Genomic DNA, 23,927 nt, shown 5'->3' on the forward strand with positions numbered 1-23,927 from the left:
TGAGATGAAAGCAATTTTATTTGTCGGCCACGGGAGCCGTTTAGAAGCAGGAAATGAAGAGGTACGCACGTTTATCGAGCAAATGACACCTCGCATTGATGAACGTTTTTTAGTAGAAACATGTTTTTTAGAGTTTGCCTCGCCAAACATTGAAGAAGGTATTACGAACTGTGTGAAGAAGGGTGCTACAGAGGTGCATGTTATTCCGATCATCCTGCTTCATGCTGGACATTCAAAACTACATATTCCAGCAGAAATCGAACATGCGCGTGAGCATTATCCAAATATAACGTTCACATATGGGCAAACAATCGGTATCCATGAAGAAATATTTGCTATTTTAGAAGATCGTTTAGTAGAAATCGGTTTTAATGCTGAAGAAGAACATGAAGATACTGCCATTTTATTAATTGCACGTGGTGGCAGTGATCCTGCTGCAAATGGTGATTTTTATAAAATTACACGCTTGTTATGGGAAAAACTCCCGGTTAAGTATGTGGAAAGTGCATTTATGGGTGTCACTGATCCGCGTGTTGAAGAAGGAATTGAGCGCTGTGTGAAGCTCGGTGCTAAAAAAATTATTATGCTACCGTACTTTTTATTCACAGGTATCCTAATGGAACGTATGAACGGTATGTGTCAGCAATTTAACGAAAAATATCCGGACTGTGATATTCAAATTGCTAACTATTTTGGCTATCATGAGCGTTTACAAAATGTACTATTAGAGCGTATTGAGCAAGCTGTAAATGGCACGTCAACAGGTATGCAAGATTTAGAAAATTATCGTGCTTATGCAGCAGTACATGGACATGCGCATCATCATCACCATCATGACCACGACCATGATCATCACGACCACGACCATGATCATCATCACCACCATGAAGAGGAGCCAGTGAAATGATTTTCATGTTAGCAGGGACGAGCGATGCTAGAAATCTAGCACTTGAAATCCAGTCAGCGGGTTATGCTGTGACAGCAACGGTCGTTACTGAATCAGCTGCTTCTAGCCTTGCAGAAGTAGGCCTTCCTTATTTAGTCGGTCGTTTAACGGCGGATGAAATGGCGACGATTATTACAGAGCGAGGGTACCGTTTAGTTGTAGATGCCTCTCATCCATTTGCTGAAGAAGCTTCAAAAAATGCTATGGTGGCAGCTGAGCAAGCAAATGTTCCGTATATTCGCTATGAACGTGCTCATGAGCATTATGCAGATCCACTAATTACGATTGTGAAAGATTACGACGAGGCTGCCCATTTAGCAGCAGAAAAACGTGGTGTCATTATGCTAACGACGGGCAGTAAAACACTAGCAACCTTTACAAAGGTATTACATGGTTTAGAAAATACAAGAGTAATTGCGCGTATGCTTCCTCGACTCGATAATATGGAAAAATGCGAAGCACTTGGTGTGGCACAAAGAGATATTGTTGCCATACAGGGCCCTTTTTCAAAGGAATTAAATGAAGCACTTTTTCGTCAATATGATGTGACGTTGATGATTACGAAAGAAAGCGGCAAGGTTGGCTCGGTGGATGAAAAGCTAGAGGCTGCCCTTGCATGTGGCATCGAAACGATTTTAATTGCCAGACCAAATATAAAATACGGACAGCAATATTCTACATTTGAAGATGTACGTCAAGCTGTACAAAACACACTTTAGGAGGCAATCCAAATGGACTTTAAAACAGATTTCAAACCATTAACAGTAGACCCAGATAAAATTTATGATTACAGTTTCTCTATTATTGCAGAGGAAATGGGCGAGCATAATTTCTCAGAGGATGAGTGGAAAGTTGTACGTCGCATCATTCATGCTTCTGCAGACTTTGAATTAGGGCGTAGCGTAATTATTACACCGGGAGCACTTGAGGCCGGTATTAAATCAATCCTTGCTGGTCGCCATGTCATTGCAGATGTGCAAATGATTGAAAGTGGTTCAGGGAAAAAACGCTTCCAAAAACATGGTGGCGATTTACACTGCTATATTGCAGATGAAGATGTTTCAGTTGAAGCAAAAAAACAAAACACAACACGTGCGATTATCTCTATGCAAAAGGCTACTAGATTACACGAAGGTGGCATTTATGCAATTGGGAATGCACCGACAGCATTGCTTGAATTAATTCGTTTAATTAAAGAAGGCATAGCGAAACCAGATTTAATTATCGGTATGCCAGTTGGCTTCGTATCAGCCGCTGAATCGAAGGAAGAGTTATTAAAACTAGAAGGTATTCCGTATATTACAAATGTTGGTCGTAAAGGCGGTAGTACAGTGACGGTTGCCGCATTGAATGCTGTCTCACTTTTAGCGGATGAACAGGCGAAAAAATAATGGAGCGGAAGCCTAAAAAAGATCCCAAAGACATGCGTCACGGTTATACAACGGGGTCCTGTGCGACTGCAGTAACGAAGGCCGCATTACTCGCCTTAATTACAAATGAAGAGCAAGAAACAAGTACGATTCATTTGCCGATTGGACGAGATGCAACTTTTACGATAGAAAAATGTACATTTCAGCATGATGCTGTTAGCTGTGAAACGATTAAAGATGCTGGTGATGACCCGGATGCAACACATAAAGCACTCATTGTTGGCACAGTAAGCTGGTCAGATATACCAGGCATTCATCTGGACGGTGGAATTGGGGTCGGGCGTGTAACAAAGCCTGGCTTACCAGTACCTGTTGGAGAAGCAGCTATCAATCCTGTACCACGGAAGATGATTCATAGTACTGTACAAGGTGTACTTGATGAATTTCAAATTAAACGAGGCGTTAACGTAGTTATTTCCGTCCCTAAGGGTGAGGAAATTGCTAAAAAAACGTTAAATGGGCGACTTGGTATTATTGGAGGCATCTCAATTTTAGGCACAAGGGGAACCGTCGTGCCTTTTTCGAGTTCTGCCTATATGGCCAGCATCGTCCAAGCGATTAGTGTTGCAAAAGAGGCTGGTTGTAAGCATTTAGTCGTCACGACTGGTGGACGTAGTGAAAAGTATGCGATGGCACAGTACCCTCATTTATCAGAGGAAGCGTTTATAGAAATGGGCGATTTTGTAGGCTTTACATTAAAGCATTGTAAACGACTTGGTATGAAGCAAGTCTCGCTTGTTGGGATGATGGGGAAATTCTCGAAGGTGGCACAAGGTGTCATGATGGTGCACTCTAAAAGTGCTCCAATTGATTTTAACTTTTTAGCACAATTAGCAGTGGATATAGGTGCAGATGAAGAAACCATTACGAACGTACGAGAGGCAAACACTGCTTCACAGGTTGGAGAAATTATGGCAGAAAAGGGCTATGATGCATTCTTCCACCACTTATGTGAAGCTTGCTGTTATTCTTCATTACATCATATTAAGGGCGGATTAACGCTATCCACATCGATCTATTCGATGCAGGGACAATTATTAGGAAGGGCTGATGACATTGCATCGATCGATGAAATTGATTGGGATCGGGGATAACGGACAAGAAAGCTTACTACCGCAATATGTACAGTGGATTGAAGACTGTGAGGTACTTGTTGGTGGGGAGCGTGTCCTAGAATTTTTCCCGAATTTCACGGGTGAAAAAATGTTAATTAAAGGTGGTCTTTCAGCGCTTGTCGAAAGATTATCTGCAGAAACAAGAACTACAGTTATTTTAGCGTCAGGTGATCCATTATTTTACGGAATCGGTGGTTATTTAGCGAAAAAGCTAGACATTGACGTTTATCCATATATGAGCTCTGTACAGCTTGCTTTTTCAAAGATGGGGGAAAGCTGGCAGGATGCTTATGTTACAAGTATTCATGGGCGCTCCATGAAAGGCTTAGCACAACGCATCGATGGTAAAAAGAAAGTGGCATTGCTAACAGATGCAGAGAATAATCCGAATGAGTTGGCACGTTATTTAAAGCATTTTGGCATGACAGAATACCGTGCATTTGTCGCAGAAAATTTACAGGGCACAAATGAAAAATTCGGCTGTTATTCACTTGATGAATTAGAAATGGCTGATTTTTCTCCGTTAAATGTTGTTATTTTACAGCAAACTTCAGTACCAAAACGCTATGCACTCGGTATCGCTGATGAAGAATTCTCACAGCGTAAGCCAGACAAAGGGCTGATTACGAAAAAAGAAATTCGTGTTTTAAGTTTACAAGCAATGCAGCTACAATTTGATAGCATCATTTGGGACGTTGGCACATGTACGGGTTCGATGGCCATTGAGGCCGGCAAGCTTGCGCCAGAAGGTCGAATATTTGCCGTGGAGAAAAATGCCCCCGATTTAGAAAATTGTCTGCAAAATCAGCAAAAGTTCCGTGTAGATATTACAGCTATTCATAGTAAAGCGCCAGCAGGACTTGAAAACTTCCCTGATCCGGATGCGATTTTTATCGGCGGCACTGGAGGAGAAATGGTGGAGTTATTACAATTGTGTTGTACACGCTTAAAGCCAAATGGTCGTATTGTCTTGAATGCTGCAACAATTGAAAATTTATATAAAGCAGTCGAAGCGTTTAAGTCTTGTGGCTTTGCTGTAGACATATTGCAGGCACAGCTTGCGCGCAGTAAACCAATATTAGATATGACACGTTTTGTCCCATTAAATCCTATTTACATTATTTCTGCATATCGAAAGGAAGAAAATCATGAGTAATCTTGGTATTTTATATGGCTTGGGCGTAGGTCCTGGCGATCCAGAGTTAATTACAGTTAAGGCATTCCGTGTTATTCAAGAATCTCCTGTTATTGCCTATCCGAAAAAATTAAAAGGCAGTAAAAGCTATGCACATCGTATCGTAGATGTCTACATTAACCCAGAAGAAAAAGATATGCTTGGCCTAGTATTTCCAATGACAAAGGATGAGGCTGTATTAGAACGCGAATGGACGAAATCAGTGGAACTTGTCTATGAGAAATTAAAAGAAGGTAAGGACGTCGCATTCGTAACAGAAGGTGACCCATTATTATATAGTACGTTCATCCATATGATGAAGCTTATGCAGGACATGCACCCTAATGTTGAAATCCGAACAGTTCCTGGAATTTCTTCGTTCAATGGTTCAGCATCCCGACTTGGGATTGCGCTAGCAGATGGCGATGACCGTGTTGCCATTGTCCCTGCCCATGATGACTATGATGCTATGCGTGAAGCGATTGAAAGTCACGATGCAGTGGTGTTTATAAAAGTAGCGAAAGTTATTGATTTAATGCTTGAGGTGCTACGCGATTTAGATTTACTTGATAAGGCATCGGTCGTAACAAAAGTAACATCTGACGAGGAAATCATTTGGGATGTACGGGAGCTAGACGGTGTCGATTTAGAATATTTAACGTTAATGGTGGTGCGTAAATAATGAAGAAAATATATATTGTCGGCGCTGGTCCTGGTGATCCAGATTTAATTACAGTAAAAGGTTTACATATGCTACAAACAGCAGACGTTGTGATGTATACAGATTCATTAGTGAATGAGGACCTTATTGCAAAGGCAAGACCAGATGCAGAGGTTATTCGTACAGCAGGTATGCATTTAGAGGAAATGGTAGCGGTCATGGTAGATCGCGTCAAGGCAGGTAAAGTAGTAGCTCGTATGCATACAGGAGACCCTGCGATGTACGGAGCAATCATGGAACAAGTAGCTCTATTAAAAAAAGAAGGCATTGGCTACGAGGTTATTCCTGGTGTTAGTTCTGTCTTCGCTTCAGCAGCGGCAATCGGGGCAGAATTAACAATTCCTGATTTAACACAAACACTTATTTTAACGCGTGCCGAAGGACGTACACCTGTTCCAGAATTTGAGAAGCTACGTGATTTAGCGAGTCACCACTGTACAATTGCCTTATTCCTGAGCGCAACGCTAACAAAGAAAATAGTAAAAGAATTACAAAATGCTGGATGGGCCGATGATACACCAGTAGCTGTTATTCAACGAGCTTCTTGGCCAGATCAAAAAATCGTACGTACAACATTAATTGAACTGGATGAAGCAATGCGTGTCAATGGGATTCGTAAACATGCGATGATTTTAGCTGGCTGGGCATTAGACCCGAATATTCATGATAAAGATCAATATCGTTCCAAATTATATGATGCTTCCTTTACACATGGCTTTAGAAAAGGTGTGAAAACAAGTGATTGAGTTACAAGAGGGCGTATTGCCAGAAGTTGACCAACGAAATCCTTATGCAGTTGTAGCCATTACAAAGCACGGTGTTCAAATCGGACGTCGCTTGCAGCAAACCTTTGCAGCAAGCGACTTATATTACATGAGTAAATTCGAGCAAGGTGATGAAGCAAAAAAGCATATTCAGATGTTTACAGGTACGGTGCGTTTACTGCTGCCAACTCTTTTTAAGCAATATAAAGGCTTAATTTTAATCATTTCACTCGGTGCAGTTGTACGCATGATAGCACCGATTTTAAAGGATAAAAAGACTGATCCAGGTGTTGTAGTCATTGACGACCGTGGTGAAAACGTGATTAGCGTGTTATCGGGACATTTAGGTGGCGCCAATGAGCTGACACATGAAGTAGCTGCAGCACTTGGAGCAAATCCTATTATTACAACAGCCTCAGATGTGCAAAAGACCATTCCGGTTGATTTATTTGGTGCCCGTTTTGGCTGGGTATGGGATAGTGCCGATAAACTAACACCTGTCAGTGCCTCTGTTGTCAATGAGGAGCACGTTGCAATCGTTCAGGAAACGGGGGAACGTGACTGGTGGATGCGTGACACAACGATGCCAGAGCAAATTAAAATTTATCCTTCAACATATGATGCGATTGAAGCGAAACCACATGCGACATTACTCATTACTGACCGCATCATTGACCCAAAAGAAGAAGTGCTTCTAGAAAATGGTGTTATTTATCGACCAAAATCGGTTGTGCTTGGCATGGGCTGTAATCGTGGGACAGCTGTGGAAGAAATTGAGCAAGTCATTGATGAAACCCTTGCAGAGCTGAAGCTTTCGAAAAAAAGTGTGAAAGCGCTATGCACGATTGATTTAAAGAAGGACGAGCAATGTTTCTTAGAAATAACAAAGAAATACGATTGGGAATTTGTAACATATTCACCGGCGGAATTAAATGAAATTGATTTCCCTTCACCTTCGGAAACCGTTTTTAACTATACAGGAGCATACGGGGTGAGTGAGCCAGCAGCAATGCGTTATGCGCAGGTGGAGTCACTTGTACTAGAAAAGAAAAAATCGGGCAATGCTACAATCTCTGTTGCTAGATTAACATTTTAAGGAGGAAGCCTATGCAAACGAATCGCTTTGTACTTGCTGGTACTGGTAGTGGAGTTGGTAAAACAACCTTTACCATTGGACTAATGAAAGCGTTACAAGAAAAGGGCAAAATTGTGCAAGGCTTTAAATGTGGTCCCGATTATATTGACCCTACTTATCATACCGCTGTTACAGGACGTGTATCACGTAATATCGATAGTTGGATGTTTTCACATGAAGCAGTACGAGATATTGTCGCACGCGCAAGTAAAGATGCTGATGTTTCCATTATTGAAGGAGTTATGGGCTTTTATGATGGCAAAAGTCCGCTATCGAATGCTGGCTCTGCAGCAGACATTAGTGTTGTCACAGAGAGCCCCGTTATTTTAATTGTCAATTGTGCAAGTATGGCACGAAGTGTAGCGGCAGTTGTGAAAGGATTTCAATTGTTGTCGGATCAACCGAATATCGTTGGTGTCATTGCTAACCAAGTCGGAAGTGTCGGTCATTATGAAATAGCGAAGGCTGCTATTGAGCAGGAATGTGGTATTCCTGTCATTGGCTATTTAAAGCGTGAGGAAGGGATTGCTATTCCAAGTCGTCATTTAGGACTAGTCCCTGCCATCGAACGAGGGGAACTAGATACATTTTTTGATAAGCTAGGCGATCTAATGGCTGAGACCATTGATTTAGATCAATTGCTTGCATTAACAAAGGCTTCTGTTCTACAAGAATCAGGGCAACTTTTTGATGAACAACCATCGCAAAATATTTGCATTGCCGTAGCAAAGGATGCAGCTTTTAACTTCTATTATAAAGAGAATTTGGATCTGCTACGTGCAAAAGGAGCTGAGCTGCAATTTTTCTCACCACTTGCAAATGAGCCTGTTCCAGCTGAAGCAGACGGATTGTATATCGGCGGGGGCTTCCCAGAGGAATTTGCAAATATTTTGGCGGACAATTCGGTTACCAAAAAGTCTATTCGTGAAGCAGTTGCCAAAGGTCTTCCAACATTAGCTGAGTGTGGTGGCTTTATGTATTTGACGGAGGCTATTACGAATAGCAATGGTGACCGTTATGACATGGTTGGTGTTATTCCAGGAGAAGTAGCGATGCAAGCGAAGCTAGCGGCTCTCGGCTACCGTGAAATTTTTGGCACACCAAATAATTTTTTAATTGGTACGGATGAAGAAGCAAAGGGGCATGAATTCCACTATTCAAAATATAGCGGCTCGCATAATACGCCGGCCTATGAAACGAAGGGGCGTTTTGGTAACAAACAAGAGGGCTACCAAGCTGGAAATTTAGTAGCTGGCTATACGCATTTTCATTTCGTATCGAACCCAAAGCTTGTTGACAATTGGTTAACAGCTTGTAAGAAGGTGAAAAATCGTGACTAATTATTTTCCTATTCACATCAATATTGAATATAAAACTGTAGTAATTGTTGGAGGGGGACACGTAGCAACACAGAAGATAGCTTCACTGCTTCCAGCTAAAGCTAATATTGTCGTTGTTAGTCCAACTCTAGATGAATCATTACTGCCTCTTGCCGAGTTAGGGCAAATTACGTGGCGTGAAAAAGAATTTGAAGCGCGTGATTTAGATGATGCATCACTCATCATTGCGGCTACAAATGATATGTTAGTAAATGAGGCTGTACAAGAAGCAGCACAACATTGGCAGCTCATCAACCGCGCAGATGCACAGGCTGAAAGCGACTTTATAACGCCAGCAACAGTGCGCCGTGGTCCTTTAGTGTTAACAGTTTCAACGTCAGGTGCCAGTCCTGCATTAGCGCGTAAAATAAAAGCTGACCTCGAAGAGCAATTTGATGAGGTTTATGACGACTATGTATGCTTCTTACAGCAGGCACGTTTAATGATTGCGGCTCAGTTTGACAAGGGCCCACAAAGGCGCAACGCTTTACAAGCATTACTTGAACCGAGCCTACTAGAATGGACACGTAATGGAGAGATTGAGAGACGTGAAGCATTTTTACAACAAATACTGATGGGAGAAGCGCAATGAAAGACGGAATAGTGTATTTAGTTGGAGCTGGACCAGGAGATCCAAAGCTCATTACAGTGTACGGGCTCGAATGTATTCAAAAGGCTGATGTCATTGCATATGACCGTCTTGTGAACCCGAAATTACTAGAGTTTGCCAAAAAAGATGCAGAGCTTGTGTACTGTGGTAAATTACCTGGGAAGCATCACTTCATTCAAGATGAGATTCATACATTACTTGTCGAAAAAGCGCATGAAGGCAAGATTGTTACACGTTTAAAAGGTGGCGATCCATTTGTTTTTGGTCGTGGTGCAGAAGAAGCGGAAATTTTAAAAAGTCATGGTATTGCTTATGAAATTGTACCAGGTATTACAGCTGGAATTGCTGCCCCAGCATATGCGGGCATCCCTGTAACACACCGAGATTTTGCGACAAGTTTTGCGCTCGTAACAGGTCATGGTCGTGAGGAAAAAGGACAGGACTTTTTAAATTGGCCCGCACTTGCAACAGGCATCGATACAGTTGCCTTTTATATGAGTGTTGGTAATATTGCTTATATTTCTAGAAAGCTCATCGAAAATGGTCGCAAGGCAACTACTCCAGTCGCCGTTATTGAATGGGGAACAACAGAGCAACAGCGTACCATCACAGGTCAGCTTGATGAAATAGCTAGCATTATTGAACGAGAAGGCTATCATAATCCTTCCATGATTGTCGTTGGCGAAGTCGTCAATGTACGCGAGAAAATTCAATGGTTTGAGGAGCAAGGGCTTGCTTTCTCATAAAAAACTTACTTGAGCATAAGGAGGAAACACATCATGACAGTAATCGAGGCTTTAAAAAATCGTCGAGCGATTCGTAATTACACGACACAGCCTGTTGAAAAAGAGAAGATTGAGCAAATTTTACAAGCCGCAACTTATGCTCCAAATGACCGTATGCGTGAGCCTTGGCATTTTTATGTTATTCAGGACGATGCGATGAAACGCTACGAGGAAATGGCGAATGCCTATTTGCAAGAGCGATTCCCAACAAAACCAAATTTAGTGGAAAGCTCGTTAAAAGTTGTTCAAACAACGCCTGTGGCCATTGTTGTGACAGCAGATATTGTAGAAGACGATGCCGATGCGACAGCAGATAATGTTTTTGCCGTATGTAGTGCTATTATGTCTATGTGGCTTGCTGCAGAAGAGCTTGGGCTTGGTTTTGTATGGCGTACACGTGGTGTAGGGCTTGTTCATGATTCACGTATGCATGCATTCATTGGCGCAAGTGAATCACAAAAGGTAGTAGGAACGATCTTTATTGGCTACCCAGAAGAACAGGAGCTTAAAGACAAGAAACGTACCTCATTTGAAGAAAAAACAACATGGCTTTAAGGGAGGCATGAAGAATGGCTAGAAAAGGCTTGTTTTTAGTGTACACGGGTGAAGGGAAAGGCAAAACAACTGCTTCTCTTGGTGTCACATTGCGAGCAGTTGGTCGAGGCCTGAATGTACGCTATATGCAATTTATTAAATCACCAGAGCGTACATACGGAGAGCAAATTGCTCTTCGTAAGCTTGGCGTAGAAATGGAGCAAATGGGAATCGGCTTCACTTGGACAAAAACACCAGACGAGCATCGTGCTGCATTAGCAAAAGCATGGGAAAAAACAAAGGCTGCCTTGCAAGACGACAGTATTGATGTACTCGTATTAGACGAGCTCAACAATGCGCTGGCTATTACAAAATTTCCAATCGATGATGTGCTCCCATTAGCCGAAGTCATTGAAGCCATTCAGCAGCGTCCATCTACAATGCATTTAGTCGTAACAGGACGTAGCGCGAATCCAGCGCTAATTGCAATGGCCGATTTAGTATCAACAATCGATGCGACAAAGCATTATTATGATGAAGGCATTCCAGCTGTAAAAGGTCTAGAATTCTAATTCGAGATTCTCACTTTTGTGAGAATACCTGTGGAACGTGGCAATACTCGCGCTTCGGAGGAAATACCCACGGAACGGGGGAGAATACCGGAAGCAAGCTGAACCCCGTGTATCAAGGTGAACTTCGCATGTTTGTGAAAATACTCGCGGGACGTATCAGAATATTCTCGCTTTGGAGGGAATATACGCGAAAGCAAGAAGAACACCCGCGCAAGGACCCAGACTTGCTCCCCCGCTTCAACTATAAAAAAGGAGGGAAAAGACTATGCCAGCAAAATCTATCATGGTTCAAGGAACGGCATCTGATGTGGGGAAAAGTATGATTTGTACTGCGCTGTGCCGTATTTTCTCTGATGATGGGCTAAAGGTAGTACCGTTTAAATCACAAAATATGGCCCTTAATTCGTTCGTAACTCAAGACGGCGGAGAAATTGGCCGGGCACAGGGTGTACAAGCAGAGGCAGCACGAGTTGTCGCAACTACGGATATGAATCCTATATTGCTAAAACCAAAGCAGGATATGGTATCAGAAGTAATTGTTCATGGCAAGCATTTTTTAAATATGGACGCCAAAAGCTATCGCAATCAATTCGTACAAGAAGCGATGCCGATCGTTGAAAAATCAGTACGAACTTTACAAAATACATATGATGTCATTGTCCTTGAAGGTGCGGGTAGCCCTGCAGAAATTAATTTAAAAGACCGTGATATAGCAAATATGCGCATGGCTCATCTAGCAGATGCAGCGGTTGTGCTAGTGGCTGATATCGATCGGGGTGGAGTATTTGCATCGATAATTGGCACACTCGCATTACTTGACGATGCAGAACGTGCACGTGTAAAAGGGCTGATTATAAATAAATTCAGAGGGCTGCGAGAATTACTCGATGATGGCATTGAATGGGTAGAACGTGAAACGGGGATTCCTGTCCTTGGAGTTATACCATATGTAGATGTCAATATTGAGGCTGAAGACTCGCTAGCATTATCTTCATTGCGCTTTAAAAAGCCAAAGCAAGGGGAGTTTGGCGTGGATGTGGCAATGATTCGGCTGCCGCGCATTTCAAATTTTACGGATGTTGATCCATTTTTTGATGAGCCAGAGGTTGGTGTGCGTTTAATTGGCAATGTCAATGAGCTTGGTACGCCCGACTTACTTATACTACCTGGAACAAAAAGTACAATAGATGATTTAGCGTGGCTAAAGGAACAAGGCTTCGATCATGCGATAGCAAATTTACGCGCACGAGGGACAAAGATTATTGGCATTTGCGGCGGCTTCCAAATGCTAGGTGAAACATTACTGGACCCAGATGCAGTAGAAGGTAATGGGGATTCAGCGCAAGGTCTAGGATTATTACCGATGGAAACGGTTTTTGTTGGTGATAAAAAAACAGTGCAAATGACAGGAACAAGAGGCCAGGATACGTTTACTGGCTATGAAATTCATCTTGGACGTACGAAAATTTTACGTGATGAAGCATCCCCATTTTTACAGCTTGCAGATGGGCGAGAAGATGGTGCAGTAAGTGCTGATGAACAAGTGATCGGAACATATTTCCACGGTTTATTCCATAATCGCATCTTTACAAGACAGCTTGTTAATGACATTCGCGTGAAAAAAGGGCTCGCTGCGTTACCAAGTGACGTGAAAAGTGATGCAGAACGTAGAGAGGATGCGTACAATATGCTTGCAAAACATGTGCGTGCGAATCTCGATATGAAAAAAGTATACGAAATCACGAATATAGAGGTACCTGTATGACAAGAAAAGGACCGTTAGCCATTGATTATGAGGCATTATGGCAGGAAGGTATGAAAGATTGGCATGGTCAAATGCCTGAAAGAATGGTCAATGATCAATTAGAGGAGCAGTTTTGGGCGCAGTCAATCGCACGTAAAAAGACTGGACAAACAGATCCTTACGCCGCAAAAATTTTTCAAGAAATTAAAAAAAGTATTCAACCGGAGCACTCTGTATTGGAAATTGGTCCAGGCTGGGGCAATTATACGTTTCCGCTAGCTGATCATGTGCGACAGCTAACTTGTGTAGATAGCTCAGAAAGTATCCTTAGCTATTTAGAAAATTGTCTGGAGGATAGGCAACATGTTTCTTATCTTCATGCAAAGTGGGAAACCCTTGCTGAAGATGAGGTAGGAGAGCATGATATAGTCATAGGTGTCAATTGCTTTTATCGTATGTATGAAATCAAATCAGCACTTTACCACATGAATCGTCTAGCTAAAAAGCGTGCAATTATTGGCATGACAACAGGGCCGATTCAACCTCACTATGAAATTTTATACGACAAGTATGGCTATGATATTAAATTTCCACGAAGAGATTATATAGAATTTTTAAATTTGCTCTATGAAATGGATATTTATGCAGAGTGCAAAATCATCCCGTTAGAACGAGTGTATGAATATGAAAGCTATGAACAGCTTATAACAACACAAAGTAAAAAAATAGTAAATAACACTTTTAATAGAGAGCATGTTGAGGAATCGCTCTTGCCGTTTATTGAAGAAAAGAACGGTCGTTATTATTATCGTCATGATTTCCATGCGGCACTCGTATCATGGGAGCCGAAATAATTATGAAACCTTTGGACAAAACAGACCAAAGGTTTTTTTTATTGGAAGCGATAGGGTACAATAAAGCGATATAGAAATAGAAGTGAGGTGGCATATGTGCAACTACATTTTTTAGGAACAGGCGCAGGAATGCCTTCAAAGGAACGAAATACAAGTGCCCTAATGGTAAAGCTTTTGGATGAAGTGGGGGAAATGTGGCTTTTTGATTGTGGGGAGGCGACCCAACATCAAATTTTGCATACATCATTAAAGCCACGTAAAGTAACGAAAATATTTATTACACATTTACACGGTGACCATATTTTTGGCTTACCTGGCTTTTTAAGCTCTCGTTCATTTCAAGGCGGGGACGAGCCATTAACGATATTTGGCCCACAAGGTTTACAGCAATGGATTGAGCAAACTTTAGCCTTGTCAAAGACGCATTTAACATATCCATTACAATTTGTTGAAGTTCATGAAGGTATTATTTATGAAGATGAACATTTTACAGTAAGTGCAAGTGAATTGCGACATGTAGTTCCATGCTATGGCTACCGTATTGAGCAGAAGGATTTACCTGGCGAACTATTAATGGAAAAAGCACAGGCCCTTGGTGTCCCAAAAGGTCCTTTACTAGGACAATTAAAAGCAGGGAAAGATATTGAGCTAGCGGATGGCACCGTTGTATATGCGAAAGATGTTGTCGCCCCATCTAAAAAAGGCTTTACGCTCACTATTTTAGGAGATACTAAATACTGTCCAGAGGCTGTTTCATTAGCTAATGGAGCAGATATTGTGATTCATGAAGCGACCTTTGATGGTACTACGACAGATTTAGCAGCGAACTACGGACACTCTACAAATGTCGAAGCGGCCAAGGTGGCACAACAGGCAGGAGCGAACTATTTATTGCTAAACCATTTAAGTGCCCGCTTTTTACCACATGATTTACCAAAATTTTTAGCAGATGCACAGGAGGTTTTCCCACAAACCTTCCTGACATCTGATCAATCTGTATTCTCTTGGAATAACAACAAATTAACTTAAGCAAAAACATAAAGTACCCTTTAGATGACGTTTCATTTAAAGGGTACTTTCATCTTTTTCAGCGAATGTTTTTTCTGTGCGAAAGCGAAGCGCCAGCAACAAATGTTTTTCTGTGCGAAAGCGAAGCGCCAGCAACAAATGTTTTCATAGCGAAATACACCCAATATTTTGAGGTCACCCATTTATTAGTACGAATAATTATCGATATAATTCAATAATTTGACTGGCTATATATTCGGAGCTAAAGTGAACCCCGTTTCTGAGCCACCACATGATAATGCCAAGTATTGAAGATGCGAGAATATCCATCGATAGAGTACTATCAGCACCTTCACTTTTACGTTGTATGACAATCAAATCCTTTAATGTCCTATGCATTTTTTTTATGAAACCAGGGTGCTCAAATAGAACAGCTAAAATTTTTCTGTGCTTATAAAAGTAATCTAAAAATGTAATTAATTGTTCTTGATTATTTAAATTATCAATTTGTAAAGAAGGAGACATTTCCGACAACAAGTCGTCGAACATATCGTAAACTACTTGCTTTAATAAATCATTAATATCTATAAAATGTAAATAAAAAGTTGCTCGATTTAGCTCTGCACGTTGGGCTATTTTTTGTACTGTAAGTTTCGAAATATCTGGGTTTTCGATTAATATATCTACGACAGCTTCTTTAAATACCCGTTTAGAGCGAATAGCTCGTGGGTCTTGCTTTTTTTGTGTGGTCAATTTAATTCTCCTTTATCTATTAAATACAAATTTAATGAATAGTATTTTTAACTTTGTTGTTTAATTGACACTTCTTGAAAAATTGTAAATAGGAATCAAAAAATAAACGTGTTATTATCTATTTTATTGACATAGTGTTAATAAAACAAGTAGAAAGAGGAAGAATGTAATGTCGGAATCGATCAATAAAAAAGTACTATTAACAGTTTTAATTTTCGGGTGTTTTTTATCTACACTAAATCAAACTCTGTTAAACGTTGCATTAAGTAATTTAATGGACGTATTTTCTGTTTCTGCGACAACCGTTCAGTGGTTAGCTACTGGTTTTATGTTAGTAAACGGGGTGCTAGTCCCTATTACAGCATACTTAATGAAACGCTTCTCAACACGCCAATTATTTATAAGTTCAATGCTGTTTTTATTAGTAGGCTCTATTTTTTGTGCAATAGCTCCGAACTTCACCACTTTACTAATAGGTCGTATGATTCAAGCAATAGGGGCGGGAATTATTATGCCGTTGCTAATGAGTATCGTGATGTTTATTTTCCCTCCTGAAAAAAGAGGTAGTATGATGGGGTTAATTGGGCTAGCTATGATTTTCGCTCCAGCTATTGCACCAACATTAGCAGGTTTTGTAATAGATAATTATTCTTGGCGTTGGTTATTTATCGGCATCATTCCATTTGTCGTGATCATTCTATTTATGGCAATGAAATATTTAAATAATGTTTCAGAAACCGCAAAAGCAAAGTTAGATGTAATCAGCGTTATTTTATCAACAATTGGCTTTGGTCTTATTTTGTATGGATTTAGTAATGCAGGAAGCCATGGTTGGGATGATAAAGTTGTAATTGCTTCTATACTTGTAGGGATAATGATTACAGCAATGTTTTGTCTTCGACAAATTAAATCATCTGATCCACTTCTTAACTTATCCGTTTTTAACAATAAGTTATTTACGCTCACGTCCATCATCAACATTATTGTTACAATGATGATGTATGCGGATATGATTTTATTACCAATATATTTACAAAACGGAAGAGGGTTTACAGCTTTAGATGCCGGTTTATTATTATTACCGGGTGCACTTGTAAATGCCTTTATGTCTCCAGTGACAGGAAAAATGTATGACCGCTTTGGAGCAAAGCCGTTATTTATTATCGGTTTGATTTTTGTCATTCCTTCAATGTGGGTTGTAACGGATTTATCAGAAACAACAACCTATAGCTTTATAATGATACGTACTATTTTTCTACGTATAGGGTTGAGTTTTATCACAATGCCATTGAATACAGCTGGTTTGAATGCCTTACCGAAAACACTTGTCACACATGGTACAGCAGTGAATAATACATTACGTCAAATCGCAGGCGCAATTGGATCTGCTGTCGTTATTACAATTTTCACAGCACAAACGACAAACCATGCGAAAACATTGCTAGTAGAGACACCAGATGCTACGACTGAAGGTATTCGTACACTTGCTTCAATCTTAGGTTCAAGTGATGCCTATTATTTCATGACAATCTTAGCAATCATTGCATTTGTATTAACTCTATTTGTTCCATCTAAAAATAAGTTTAAACAACAAGCATAATGATTAAGCATTCAAAGAACAACTTTAAGAGCCTTACTACAATAAACTGTAGCAAGGCTCTATGTTTTTACAATTGGCTGTTTTCGTAAAGTTTGTTGCTGCTTTTAATAAAAATTTGCTTACACTAAAGAGCAAATGTTCTATAATATGGATGTGTACATATAAGGAGTGTTATGCATGAGACCTATGCTTACAAAAGAAATTAGTAGTCAAGATTTTATGGATTTTTATTGGTTAAAAGAAGAATTACAATCATTTTGTAGAGATAATGGAATAAGCGCGTCGGGCTCTAAGATCGAGATTTCTGATAGAATTGAAACTTTTCTTCGGACAGGAAAGATAAAAAAACCACAAAGAAATTCAAAGGCAAATAATAAACCTCGAACTAACAGTGAATTAAGTCTTGATACAGTCATTACGGAAAATCATCGTTGTAGTCAAGATGTGAGAGCATTTTTCAAGACGGTAATTCCAAAGTTTCATTTTTCTACCTATATCCAAAACTACATTAAAAACAATATTGGAAAAATGTATCGTGATGTTGTGGATGCTTGGTATGAAGAAGAAAAACGCAAAAAAGACCCATCACACCAGAAGAAAATTCCACCTCAGTTTGAATACAATCAATTCATTCGTGACTTTTTCTCTGATTCAAAAAATAAAGGGAAAAGTCGTGCAGAAGCGATTGAAGCTTGGAATAAAATGAAGAAACTCCCTGGGAGTAACAAATATATACCTGAAAATTAGTCTTTTAATTGAGGTAATTTTCAACGAGTGGAATTTAGCATTTGTTTTCTATTTACAAGCCAGCGAAACCAATACCTCATTGTAAATTGCTCTATTAGTAGGTAGCAACAATTTATGTAAGAAAACAGCCATATGATTAAGTAGTCTCTACCTTTCAAGTTAAAAGAAAAGTAGTAATAGTTAGAATGGGAATTTGGAATATGGAAGAATTATAATGCGATTAATAGTTAATTTTTGTATAATTGATTAAAGGGGAGTGGTTTTATATGAATCAGCAAAAGATGCCACCAGCACTATTGCGTTTAATCGTTATTTTTCCCAATGTGCTGAGCTATTTATTACTATTTGGACTAATTATGTTTGTTATCTCAAATTATGACACATTAAAAGCGACGGACAACTTAACGGTTTGGCTTATTTTTATTGTAGTGCTTGCACCGGCTGCTGCCTACACAACATTCAGTATCGTCAAGAAAATTCGTTCTGGACAAATGTAAGTAATAACAACACGTGTATTCTTTAGTTTATCTAATGGATACACGTGTTTTTTTCTTTGAAGTCTTTATTGTCATATTGTTAAAGTTATTGCTGATATTAGAAGTCAAAACTCATTGATAAACGAAGGCACATGATGAGCTGCTTGACAAGTGTTTCCCCTAAATCCTCTAATTTAGAAAAAGGCCCCCATTAAACTTTGTACAATTTCTAGGAAAAAAATAAGTTATCTTCTTCAATATTTTGTCGAAGAATTACGTTCAACTTACGATTTTCATTTGTGAAAAAAGTGTGCTCATTATCCTCATAGATTGTACATAATGTTCATTCATTTTCTTAAAGCGCATCATGAAAATACTTGATTTAGAAGAAAAGTTTTGATAGAAAGACCCCTTAGTTGTTTTACTCTCCTTGGTAATTCGATCCACAGAAACATTATCATACCCAAGACTTTTAAATATTTCGAGCGCTACATTCATAATATAGACCACAATCTAATGTATGGAGGTGTTTTAAAATGGGAAAATTAAGAAGTTCTGAAGAGTTGGAATCATTATTTAAGGATAATATGCGTTTATTAGTTGGAGGATTTGGTATTTCAGGAACGCCGTTAACATTATTAGATGCTGTAGCAAAGTTCGAGGCAGGAAATTATGAGATTGTTAGTAATAACTTAGGTGATGACGGCAAAGGGCTTCATAAAGTGTTCGAGGCAAGGAAAATTGCTAAAGCGATTGGTTCTTTTTTTACAATTAACAAAGAAGCTGTTATGGCTTGGTCAATTGGAAAATTGGAGATTGATTTAATGCCACAAGGGACGTTAGCAGAAGCAATTCGTTGCGGTGGTGCTGGAATAGGTGGTTTTTATACACCAACAGCTGTTGGGACACGATTAGCCGAAGGCAAAGAAGTTCGCGAAATTGATGGGGTTCGTTATTTATTTGAGAAGGCAATTAAAGGGGATATAGCACTTATTAAAGCATCGAAAGCCGATAAAGCAGGAAATTTAGTGTACCACACAACTGCAAGGAATTTTAATCCTCTAATGGCTACTGCTGCAGAGGTAGTTATTGCTGAAGTAGATGAAATCGTTGAAATTGGTGAGCTAAATCCTGAAGAAATTGTAACACCACACATCTTTGTAGATTTCATAGTTGAAAGTAAATACATCAAACAGGGAGGTACTTATGTTGACATTAAATAGTCGAGAAATAATTGCAAAGCGTATTGCATTTGAGCTAAAAGATGGGGAAGTAGTGAATCTGGGGGTAGGAATTCCAACACTTGTTTCTAAATATATTGCAGATAAAAAAGTATATTTGCAAACTGAAAATGGGCTACTAGGCATGGGTCCATCACCACTCATGGATGAAATAGATATAGATTTAATTGATGCAGGGAAACATCCCGTAACAATTACACCCGAAGCGTCATTTTTTGATAGCGCATTCTCGTTTGCAATGATTAGAGGAAAACATATAGACGTAGCTGTTTTAGGAACACTTGAGGTTGACCGTTATGGTGAGATCGCAAACTGGTCTGTACCGGATCAACCAATTTTAGGTGTTGGAGGTGCAATGGATTTAGTCGCTGGAGCAAAGAAAGTAATTGTAGCTAGTACTCTTTTTAAAAAAGATGGAACTCCTAAGTTAGTAGAATCGTTAACGCTTGATTCAAGTGGTGAACGACGTGTTAATCAATTTGTAACGGAGTATGCAAATTTTATTTTCCAAGATGATGAGATTTTCATAGATGATATTTATGGAGATTTGACATTTGAAGAATTAAAAAGGCGAATTGGCTTACCGTTGAGACAAAAATAAACAACTATCAGGAGGGAACAGTAGATGTGGAGTTTAATTACGATTGTGATTTCATTAATTCTTTTAATCGTATTAGCTTTAAGGGGATTTAGTATTATCATCATCGCTCCTGCTGTGAGTTTATTTGTAATGGTAACGAATGGATTTCCGATTTTAGAGACGTTCCAAGATACGTACATGACAGGATTTATAGGTTATGTTCAGAAATATTTCCTGATTTTTTTATTTGCATCTATGTTTGGAAAGCTAATGGATGATAGTGGTGCAGCTCGTCAAATTGCTAATCTCTTATTGTTGATTATTGGTAAGAATAGCAAATACAAAGTGTTAGTAGCAATTATGGTCATTTGTGCGTTTTTAACGTATGGTGGGATAAGCTTATTCGTAGTAGTTTTTGCAGTATTACCAATCGCAAGACCATTATTCAAAGAGCTAGATATTCCGTGGCATCTATTCATGGCACCGTTCTTTACAGGGATTGGGACATTCACGATGACCATGTTGCCAGGGACACCTTCTGTACAGAACATTATCCCGACAAAGTACCTTGGGACAACAGTTACAGCGGCACCTTTACTAGGTATTATTGCAGCGGTGTTCGTCATTGCGATTAACCTATGGTATATGAAGTTCGCGTTAAAACGTTCAGAACAACGTAAGGAAACTTATGCAAATATGACAAACCCAGAAAAAGATGGTCAAGAAGGAATTAAGGATCTCTATGAAGGTCGTCCATTACCAAATATTGTTGTGAGTTTAGTTCCCCCAATTGCTTTACTAGTGATACTGAATGTTTTCAAAATTGATATTACTTATACATTAATGGGTGTTGTAGTATTAACAACTATATTATTCTGGAATTATATTGAAATAAAGAAAAATACACTAAATGAAGGTGCAGTATCAGCCATACTACCAATTGTTAATACGAGTGCAGACGTTGGTTATGGCTCTGTCATTGCAATTACAACAGGTTTCAGTCTTTTCAATGAAGCCATGACACAAATTCCAGGTAGTCCCCTAATTTCGCTTTTCTTAGCAACAACGGCACTTGCAGGCATCACGAGGTCTTCAAGTGGTGGTTTAGGGATTGCAATGGAAGCGCTATCATCAACTTATCTAAATCTAGGATTAAATCCGGATGCCATGCATAGGGTAATGGCAGTTGCCTCGGGAGGACTTGATTCATTACCGCATAATGGTGCTGTCATTACAATATTAGTTGCTTCAAAGTTAACACATAAAGACGCCTATAAACATATCTTCGTTGTTTCGGTTATTGCGCCTTTAATTGCAAGTATTCCAATGTTGATTGCTACGGTTTTATTATACTAATGCCTAAGGGGGAAGTAAGTATGATTCAAAAGGTTGGAGTTATTGGAGCTGGAACAATGGGATTTGGGATAGCGTTTCAATTTATCACGAATGGAATGCCCGTTGTTTTACAAGATATTAAGGAGGAATCTTTGCAATTAGCAGGTGAAAAATTAAAAACTTATTTAAAAATTTTTCGTGAGGAAGGGACATTGTTTGGCGATTCAGATGAGACAATTACAAATCGGTTAACCTTTACTACAAAAATCGAAGGTGTTGCTGGATGTGATTTGGTAATTGAATCTGCAACAGAAAACCTTGAACTCAAACAGGAAATTTTCAGGCAACTAGATGAAATTTGCGGGGAAAATGTAATTTTAACATCTAATACTTCAAGTTTAAAACTATCAGAAATCAGTCGTAATGTAGAAAAACATAAGGATAAAGTGATGCTAACACATTTTTTTAATCCAGCGCATATTGTTCCACTTGTAGAGCTTCTAAAAGGGCCTGATACGAAGCAAGAGACCTATGATGAAGTTAATGCGTTTATGAAAAAAATGGAGAAGGTTACAATTGAAGTTCGACGAGAGGTGCCAGGTCTTGTAGCCAATCGTATCCAAGTAGCATTAGCACGTGAAGCATTGTCATTGTTAGAAGATGGTGTTGTCTCAGAGCGAGATTTAGAAAGGGCCATCTTTGCAGGACCTGGATTCCGATTTTCGTCAAGTGGTTTACTGAAAATTATTGATTTTGGTGGGTTAGATATTTGGGATATTGTATTAGGACAATTACAACCAGAGATTGAAACGAATGTGCGTTCGTTTAGCGTAATAAAAGATAAAATCGATCAAGGTAATTTAGGTGTCAAATCTTCGAAAGGCTTTTTTGACTATCCAGGGCAAAGCTTAGATGAATACGTAATAGAGCGTGATCGTTCATTAATTCAACAACTAAAAACATTCGATAAAATGGAGATTGAGCATGCGTAATATTTTAGTGACAGGTGCAGGAGGCGGTTTAGGGGCAGCGATGGTGAAAAAGTTTGTTGAGGAAGGGGATTATGTATTTGCTACAGATTTAAAGTTAGAAGCAGCTCAAGCAGTGGCAGATTTATATCCAGGCAAGGTCGAGGCAATTGAGTTAGATGTTTCAAATGCAGTTTCTGTCCAACATGTAATTGATGCCATTTGCAGAAAGCATGAACTGCATGTTCTTGTGAATAATGCTGGTATACAATACCGTGCTAAAATTGAAGATTTTCCAGAAGATAAGTGGGACTTGCTTCAAAATGTCATGTTAAAAGGACCATTCTTAATGACTAAGTATGTGTTCCCCTATATGAAAAAGCAACAACATGGACGTATCGTTAATATATCATCGGTTCATGGTGAAATGGCTACACCTGAAAAAGTTGCATATGTCGCAGCGAAGCATGGTGTCATTGGCTTGACACGTGTAGCAGCACTAGAAGGTGCAATGCATGGAATTACTGTGAATGCTGTTTTACCTGGTCCTGTGAAAACACCATTACTTATAAAACAATTAAAAGATCTTGAAGAAAGTAGAGGCATGTCGGAAAATGAGGCATTAAATGAAATTGTCTATCCAAAGCAAGCGATGCAACGTTTTATTACAGCACAGGAAATTGCAGATAGTGTATTCTTTATTTCTTCGAAGCAAGCAACGGGGATAACGGGTGAAGCATTGAATGTTTCAGGTGGGATGTAAAAAGGGGGATTGACCATGTCTGTAAAGGAGCATCAGTTAAATCCATTAGCTAAGATTGTCACTTCAGCAATAGCAGGTGTAAACCCAACTATTATGGGAATTGGTCCTGCCCCGGCAATTCGTAAAGTATTGAGTAAAGCTAATTTAACATTAGATGATATTGGTTTATATGAACTCAACGAAGCATTCGCAGCACAGGCTTTAGCAGTTTTAAAGGGAATTAGATATTGATCACTGAAAAAGTAAATGTCAATGGAGGGGCAGTGGCATTTGGACATCCAGTTGGTGCAAGTGGTGCGCGTATTACTTATTCTCTTGCATTGGAGATGCAAAAACGAGGTATCAAATACGGTATAGCAAGCTTATGTATCGGTGGTGGGCAAGGAATTGCAATTTTATTAGAGAATCCAACATTGTAGTACTAATAGGGAAAACGGATTTATAATTTTTAGACACCCATTATCATTTATAAATAGGATTCTAAAAATATGAACTTTTTAAAATTTATCAGTAGAAGATTAGTGTGCGTATTCAATTACAATTTGAATACGCTTTTTAACTTGAAAGCAAACAACCATACAGTTAGCAGAGCTAGAGCCTATATTAAGTACGCTACTGCTTCTTTATTACGCTTCACTTCGCGCACATCTCTTTGAATAGTTGTGAAAATGGATGGATCCAATCTATAACTTA

General features: G+C 39.3%; 26 protein-coding genes and 1 pseudogene. 25 read left to right on the forward strand and 2 right to left on the reverse strand.

Translation table 11 applies throughout. The features are described from left to right. Positions 1-4 precede the first annotated feature (4 nt). The 16 genes from ACIPKN_RS13500 (at position 5) to rnz (ending at position 14,792) form a co-directional block, all read left to right on the forward strand. Positions 5-907: a sirohydrochlorin chelatase gene (locus ACIPKN_RS13500; protein WP_400936740.1), complete on the forward strand. Its 903-nt coding sequence runs from the start codon at positions 5-7 to the stop codon at positions 905-907. Further along, positions 904-1,665 carry a precorrin-6A reductase gene (gene cobK, locus ACIPKN_RS13505; protein WP_400936742.1) on the forward strand — a complete coding sequence of 254 codons (762 nt, stop codon included), beginning with the start codon at positions 904-906 and terminating at the stop codon, positions 1,663-1,665. Before ACIPKN_RS13500 ends, cobK begins: the two co-directional genes overlap by 4 nt. Positions 1,666-1,677: 12 nt before the next feature. After that, entirely contained in the window at positions 1,678-2,337 is a 660-nt protein-coding gene (locus tag ACIPKN_RS13510; RefSeq protein WP_400936744.1) for a precorrin-8X methylmutase, read from the forward strand. Beyond that, a complete protein-coding gene (locus ACIPKN_RS13515) occupies positions 2,337-3,470 on the forward strand; it encodes a cobalt-precorrin-5B (C(1))-methyltransferase (RefSeq protein WP_400936747.1) in 1,134 nt (377 codons plus the stop codon). The genes ACIPKN_RS13510 and ACIPKN_RS13515 overlap by 1 nt, the downstream gene beginning before the upstream one ends. Further along, entirely contained in the window at positions 3,427-4,647 is a 1,221-nt protein-coding gene (gene cbiE, locus ACIPKN_RS13520) for a precorrin-6y C5,15-methyltransferase (decarboxylating) subunit CbiE (RefSeq protein ID WP_400936750.1), read from the forward strand. Before ACIPKN_RS13515 ends, cbiE begins: the two co-directional genes overlap by 44 nt. Continuing rightward, entirely contained in the window at positions 4,640-5,347 is a 708-nt protein-coding gene (cobI, locus tag ACIPKN_RS13525) for a precorrin-2 C(20)-methyltransferase (protein WP_142507087.1), read from the forward strand. The genes cbiE and cobI overlap by 8 nt, the downstream gene beginning before the upstream one ends. Then, positions 5,347-6,132 (forward strand): precorrin-4 C(11)-methyltransferase, encoded by a 786-nt coding sequence (cobM, locus tag ACIPKN_RS13530; protein WP_142507086.1) that lies wholly within the window; start codon positions 5,347-5,349, stop codon positions 6,130-6,132. The genes cobI and cobM overlap by 1 nt, the downstream gene beginning before the upstream one ends. Continuing rightward, positions 6,125-7,246: a cobalt-precorrin 5A hydrolase gene (locus ACIPKN_RS13535; RefSeq protein WP_400936754.1), complete on the forward strand. Its 1,122-nt coding sequence runs from the start codon at positions 6,125-6,127 to the stop codon at positions 7,244-7,246. The genes cobM and ACIPKN_RS13535 overlap by 8 nt, the downstream gene beginning before the upstream one ends. Before the next feature lie 11 nt (positions 7,247-7,257). Next, positions 7,258-8,625: a cobyrinic acid a,c-diamide synthase CobB gene (locus tag ACIPKN_RS13540; protein ID WP_400936756.1), complete on the forward strand. Its 1,368-nt coding sequence runs from the start codon at positions 7,258-7,260 to the stop codon at positions 8,623-8,625. Beyond that, the gene (locus tag ACIPKN_RS13545) at positions 8,618-9,256 is read left to right on the forward strand and encodes a precorrin-2 dehydrogenase/sirohydrochlorin ferrochelatase family protein (protein ID WP_400936758.1); all 639 of its coding nucleotides are present in this window, start codon (positions 8,618-8,620) and stop codon (positions 9,254-9,256) included. Before ACIPKN_RS13540 ends, ACIPKN_RS13545 begins: the two co-directional genes overlap by 8 nt. Next, positions 9,253-10,020 carry a uroporphyrinogen-III C-methyltransferase gene (gene cobA / locus ACIPKN_RS13550; RefSeq protein WP_400936760.1) on the forward strand — a complete coding sequence of 256 codons (768 nt, stop codon included), beginning with the start codon at positions 9,253-9,255 and terminating at the stop codon, positions 10,018-10,020. Before ACIPKN_RS13545 ends, cobA begins: the two co-directional genes overlap by 4 nt. Positions 10,021-10,053: 33 nt before the next feature. Beyond that, a complete protein-coding gene (locus ACIPKN_RS13555; protein WP_400936762.1) occupies positions 10,054-10,614 on the forward strand; it encodes a nitroreductase family protein in 561 nt (186 codons plus the stop codon). A 14-nt stretch (positions 10,615-10,628) separates the two neighbouring features. Beyond that, positions 10,629-11,165: a cob(I)yrinic acid a,c-diamide adenosyltransferase gene (locus ACIPKN_RS13560; protein WP_142507080.1), complete on the forward strand. Its 537-nt coding sequence runs from the start codon at positions 10,629-10,631 to the stop codon at positions 11,163-11,165. Between the two features lie 265 nt (positions 11,166-11,430). Further along, on the forward strand, positions 11,431-12,930 hold the full coding sequence (locus ACIPKN_RS13565; RefSeq protein ID WP_400936765.1) for a cobyric acid synthase: 1,500 nt from the start codon (positions 11,431-11,433) through the stop codon (positions 12,928-12,930). Further along, complete coding sequence (locus ACIPKN_RS13570; protein ID WP_400936767.1) at positions 12,927-13,763, forward strand: class I SAM-dependent methyltransferase; 837 nt, start codon at positions 12,927-12,929, stop codon at positions 13,761-13,763. Before ACIPKN_RS13565 ends, ACIPKN_RS13570 begins: the two co-directional genes overlap by 4 nt. A gap of 96 nt (positions 13,764-13,859) precedes the next feature. Further along, positions 13,860-14,792 carry a ribonuclease Z gene (rnz, locus tag ACIPKN_RS13575; RefSeq protein WP_400936770.1) on the forward strand — a complete coding sequence of 311 codons (933 nt, stop codon included), beginning with the start codon at positions 13,860-13,862 and terminating at the stop codon, positions 14,790-14,792. Positions 14,793-14,990: 198 nt separating this feature from the next. Here rnz and ACIPKN_RS13580 read toward each other — a convergent pair whose 3' ends face one another. Then, on the reverse strand, positions 14,991-15,524 hold the full coding sequence (locus ACIPKN_RS13580; RefSeq protein ID WP_400936773.1) for a TetR/AcrR family transcriptional regulator: 534 nt from the start codon (positions 15,522-15,524) through the stop codon (positions 14,991-14,993). Positions 15,525-15,693: 169 nt separating this feature from the next. On the opposite strand from ACIPKN_RS13580, the gene ACIPKN_RS13585 reads away from it, so the two are divergent. From ACIPKN_RS13585 to ACIPKN_RS13595, 3 genes are all read left to right on the forward strand, one after another. Further along, on the forward strand, positions 15,694-17,124 hold the full coding sequence (locus ACIPKN_RS13585) for a DHA2 family efflux MFS transporter permease subunit (RefSeq protein WP_400936775.1): 1,431 nt from the start codon (positions 15,694-15,696) through the stop codon (positions 17,122-17,124). A 177-nt stretch (positions 17,125-17,301) separates the two neighbouring features. Then, positions 17,302-17,871, forward strand: a complete 570-nt coding sequence (locus ACIPKN_RS13590; protein WP_400936777.1) for a DUF6434 domain-containing protein — start codon at positions 17,302-17,304, stop codon at positions 17,869-17,871. 266 nt (positions 17,872-18,137) lie between these two features. Further along, positions 18,138-18,368 (forward strand): acyl-phosphate glycerol 3-phosphate acyltransferase, encoded by a 231-nt coding sequence (locus ACIPKN_RS13595; protein ID WP_132359946.1) that lies wholly within the window; start codon positions 18,138-18,140, stop codon positions 18,366-18,368. A gap of 258 nt (positions 18,369-18,626) precedes the next feature. Here ACIPKN_RS13595 and ACIPKN_RS13600 read toward each other — a convergent pair whose 3' ends face one another. Then, positions 18,627-18,845, reverse strand: a complete 219-nt coding sequence (locus tag ACIPKN_RS13600; RefSeq protein WP_400936779.1) for a TetR/AcrR family transcriptional regulator — start codon at positions 18,843-18,845, stop codon at positions 18,627-18,629. A 38-nt stretch (positions 18,846-18,883) separates the two neighbouring features. Between ACIPKN_RS13600 and ACIPKN_RS13605 the strand changes: the two genes are divergently transcribed. From ACIPKN_RS13605 to ACIPKN_RS13630, 6 genes and pseudogenes are all read left to right on the forward strand, one after another. Beyond that, positions 18,884-19,570: a CoA transferase subunit A gene (locus tag ACIPKN_RS13605; RefSeq protein ID WP_400936782.1), complete on the forward strand. Its 687-nt coding sequence runs from the start codon at positions 18,884-18,886 to the stop codon at positions 19,568-19,570. Next, positions 19,554-20,189, forward strand: coding sequence for a 3-oxoacid CoA-transferase subunit B (locus ACIPKN_RS13610; RefSeq protein WP_400936785.1), 636 nt, complete (start codon positions 19,554-19,556; stop codon positions 20,187-20,189). The genes ACIPKN_RS13605 and ACIPKN_RS13610 overlap by 17 nt, the downstream gene beginning before the upstream one ends. A gap of 24 nt (positions 20,190-20,213) precedes the next feature. Further along, positions 20,214-21,524 carry a GntP family permease gene (locus tag ACIPKN_RS13615; RefSeq protein ID WP_400936787.1) on the forward strand — a complete coding sequence of 437 codons (1,311 nt, stop codon included), beginning with the start codon at positions 20,214-20,216 and terminating at the stop codon, positions 21,522-21,524. Positions 21,525-21,544: 20 nt separating this feature from the next. Then, positions 21,545-22,495, forward strand: a complete 951-nt coding sequence (locus ACIPKN_RS13620; RefSeq protein ID WP_400936789.1) for a 3-hydroxyacyl-CoA dehydrogenase family protein — start codon at positions 21,545-21,547, stop codon at positions 22,493-22,495. Beyond that, positions 22,488-23,234: a 3-hydroxybutyrate dehydrogenase gene (locus ACIPKN_RS13625; protein ID WP_400936791.1), complete on the forward strand. Its 747-nt coding sequence runs from the start codon at positions 22,488-22,490 to the stop codon at positions 23,232-23,234. Before ACIPKN_RS13620 ends, ACIPKN_RS13625 begins: the two co-directional genes overlap by 8 nt. 21 nt (positions 23,235-23,255) lie before the next feature. Then, positions 23,256-23,653 (forward strand): annotated as a pseudogene (locus ACIPKN_RS13630) (acetyl-CoA C-acyltransferase); the annotation flags it as partial. Positions 23,654-23,927: the final 274 nt, after the last annotated feature.

The organism is Lysinibacillus sp. NPDC086135 (genome assembly GCF_044746345.1).
In the GTDB taxonomy this organism is placed as follows: Bacteria; Bacillota; Bacilli; order Bacillales_A; family Planococcaceae; genus Lysinibacillus.

Coding starts and splice junctions, on each gene's coding strand:
- ACIPKN_RS13500 (WP_400936740.1), top strand. CDS start 5: ATGAAAGCAATTTTATTTGTCGGCCACGGGAGCCGTTTAGAAGCAGGA.
- cobK (WP_400936742.1), top strand. CDS start 904: ATGATTTTCATGTTAGCAGGGACGAGCGATGCTAGAAATCTAGCACTT.
- ACIPKN_RS13510 (WP_400936744.1), top strand. CDS start 1,678: ATGGACTTTAAAACAGATTTCAAACCATTAACAGTAGACCCAGATAAA.
- ACIPKN_RS13515 (WP_400936747.1), top strand. CDS start 2,337: ATGGAGCGGAAGCCTAAAAAAGATCCCAAAGACATGCGTCACGGTTAT.
- cbiE (WP_400936750.1), top strand. CDS start 3,427: ATGACATTGCATCGATCGATGAAATTGATTGGGATCGGGGATAACGGA.
- cobI (WP_142507087.1), top strand. CDS start 4,640: ATGAGTAATCTTGGTATTTTATATGGCTTGGGCGTAGGTCCTGGCGAT.
- cobM (WP_142507086.1), top strand. CDS start 5,347: ATGAAGAAAATATATATTGTCGGCGCTGGTCCTGGTGATCCAGATTTA.
- ACIPKN_RS13540 (WP_400936756.1), top strand. CDS start 7,258: ATGCAAACGAATCGCTTTGTACTTGCTGGTACTGGTAGTGGAGTTGGT.
- cobA (WP_400936760.1), top strand. CDS start 9,253: ATGAAAGACGGAATAGTGTATTTAGTTGGAGCTGGACCAGGAGATCCA.
- ACIPKN_RS13555 (WP_400936762.1), top strand. CDS start 10,054: ATGACAGTAATCGAGGCTTTAAAAAATCGTCGAGCGATTCGTAATTAC.
- ACIPKN_RS13560 (WP_142507080.1), top strand. CDS start 10,629: ATGGCTAGAAAAGGCTTGTTTTTAGTGTACACGGGTGAAGGGAAAGGC.
- ACIPKN_RS13565 (WP_400936765.1), top strand. CDS start 11,431: ATGCCAGCAAAATCTATCATGGTTCAAGGAACGGCATCTGATGTGGGG.
- ACIPKN_RS13570 (WP_400936767.1), top strand. CDS start 12,927: ATGACAAGAAAAGGACCGTTAGCCATTGATTATGAGGCATTATGGCAG.
- ACIPKN_RS13585 (WP_400936775.1), top strand. CDS start 15,694: ATGTCGGAATCGATCAATAAAAAAGTACTATTAACAGTTTTAATTTTC.
- ACIPKN_RS13590 (WP_400936777.1), top strand. CDS start 17,302: ATGAGACCTATGCTTACAAAAGAAATTAGTAGTCAAGATTTTATGGAT.
- ACIPKN_RS13595 (WP_132359946.1), top strand. CDS start 18,138: ATGAATCAGCAAAAGATGCCACCAGCACTATTGCGTTTAATCGTTATT.
- ACIPKN_RS13600 (WP_400936779.1), bottom strand. CDS start 18,845: ATGAATGTAGCGCTCGAAATATTTAAAAGTCTTGGGTATGATAATGTT.
- ACIPKN_RS13605 (WP_400936782.1), top strand. CDS start 18,884: ATGGGAAAATTAAGAAGTTCTGAAGAGTTGGAATCATTATTTAAGGAT.
- ACIPKN_RS13610 (WP_400936785.1), top strand. CDS start 19,554: ATGTTGACATTAAATAGTCGAGAAATAATTGCAAAGCGTATTGCATTT.
- ACIPKN_RS13615 (WP_400936787.1), top strand. CDS start 20,214: ATGTGGAGTTTAATTACGATTGTGATTTCATTAATTCTTTTAATCGTA.
- ACIPKN_RS13620 (WP_400936789.1), top strand. CDS start 21,545: ATGATTCAAAAGGTTGGAGTTATTGGAGCTGGAACAATGGGATTTGGG.
- ACIPKN_RS13625 (WP_400936791.1), top strand. CDS start 22,488: ATGCGTAATATTTTAGTGACAGGTGCAGGAGGCGGTTTAGGGGCAGCG.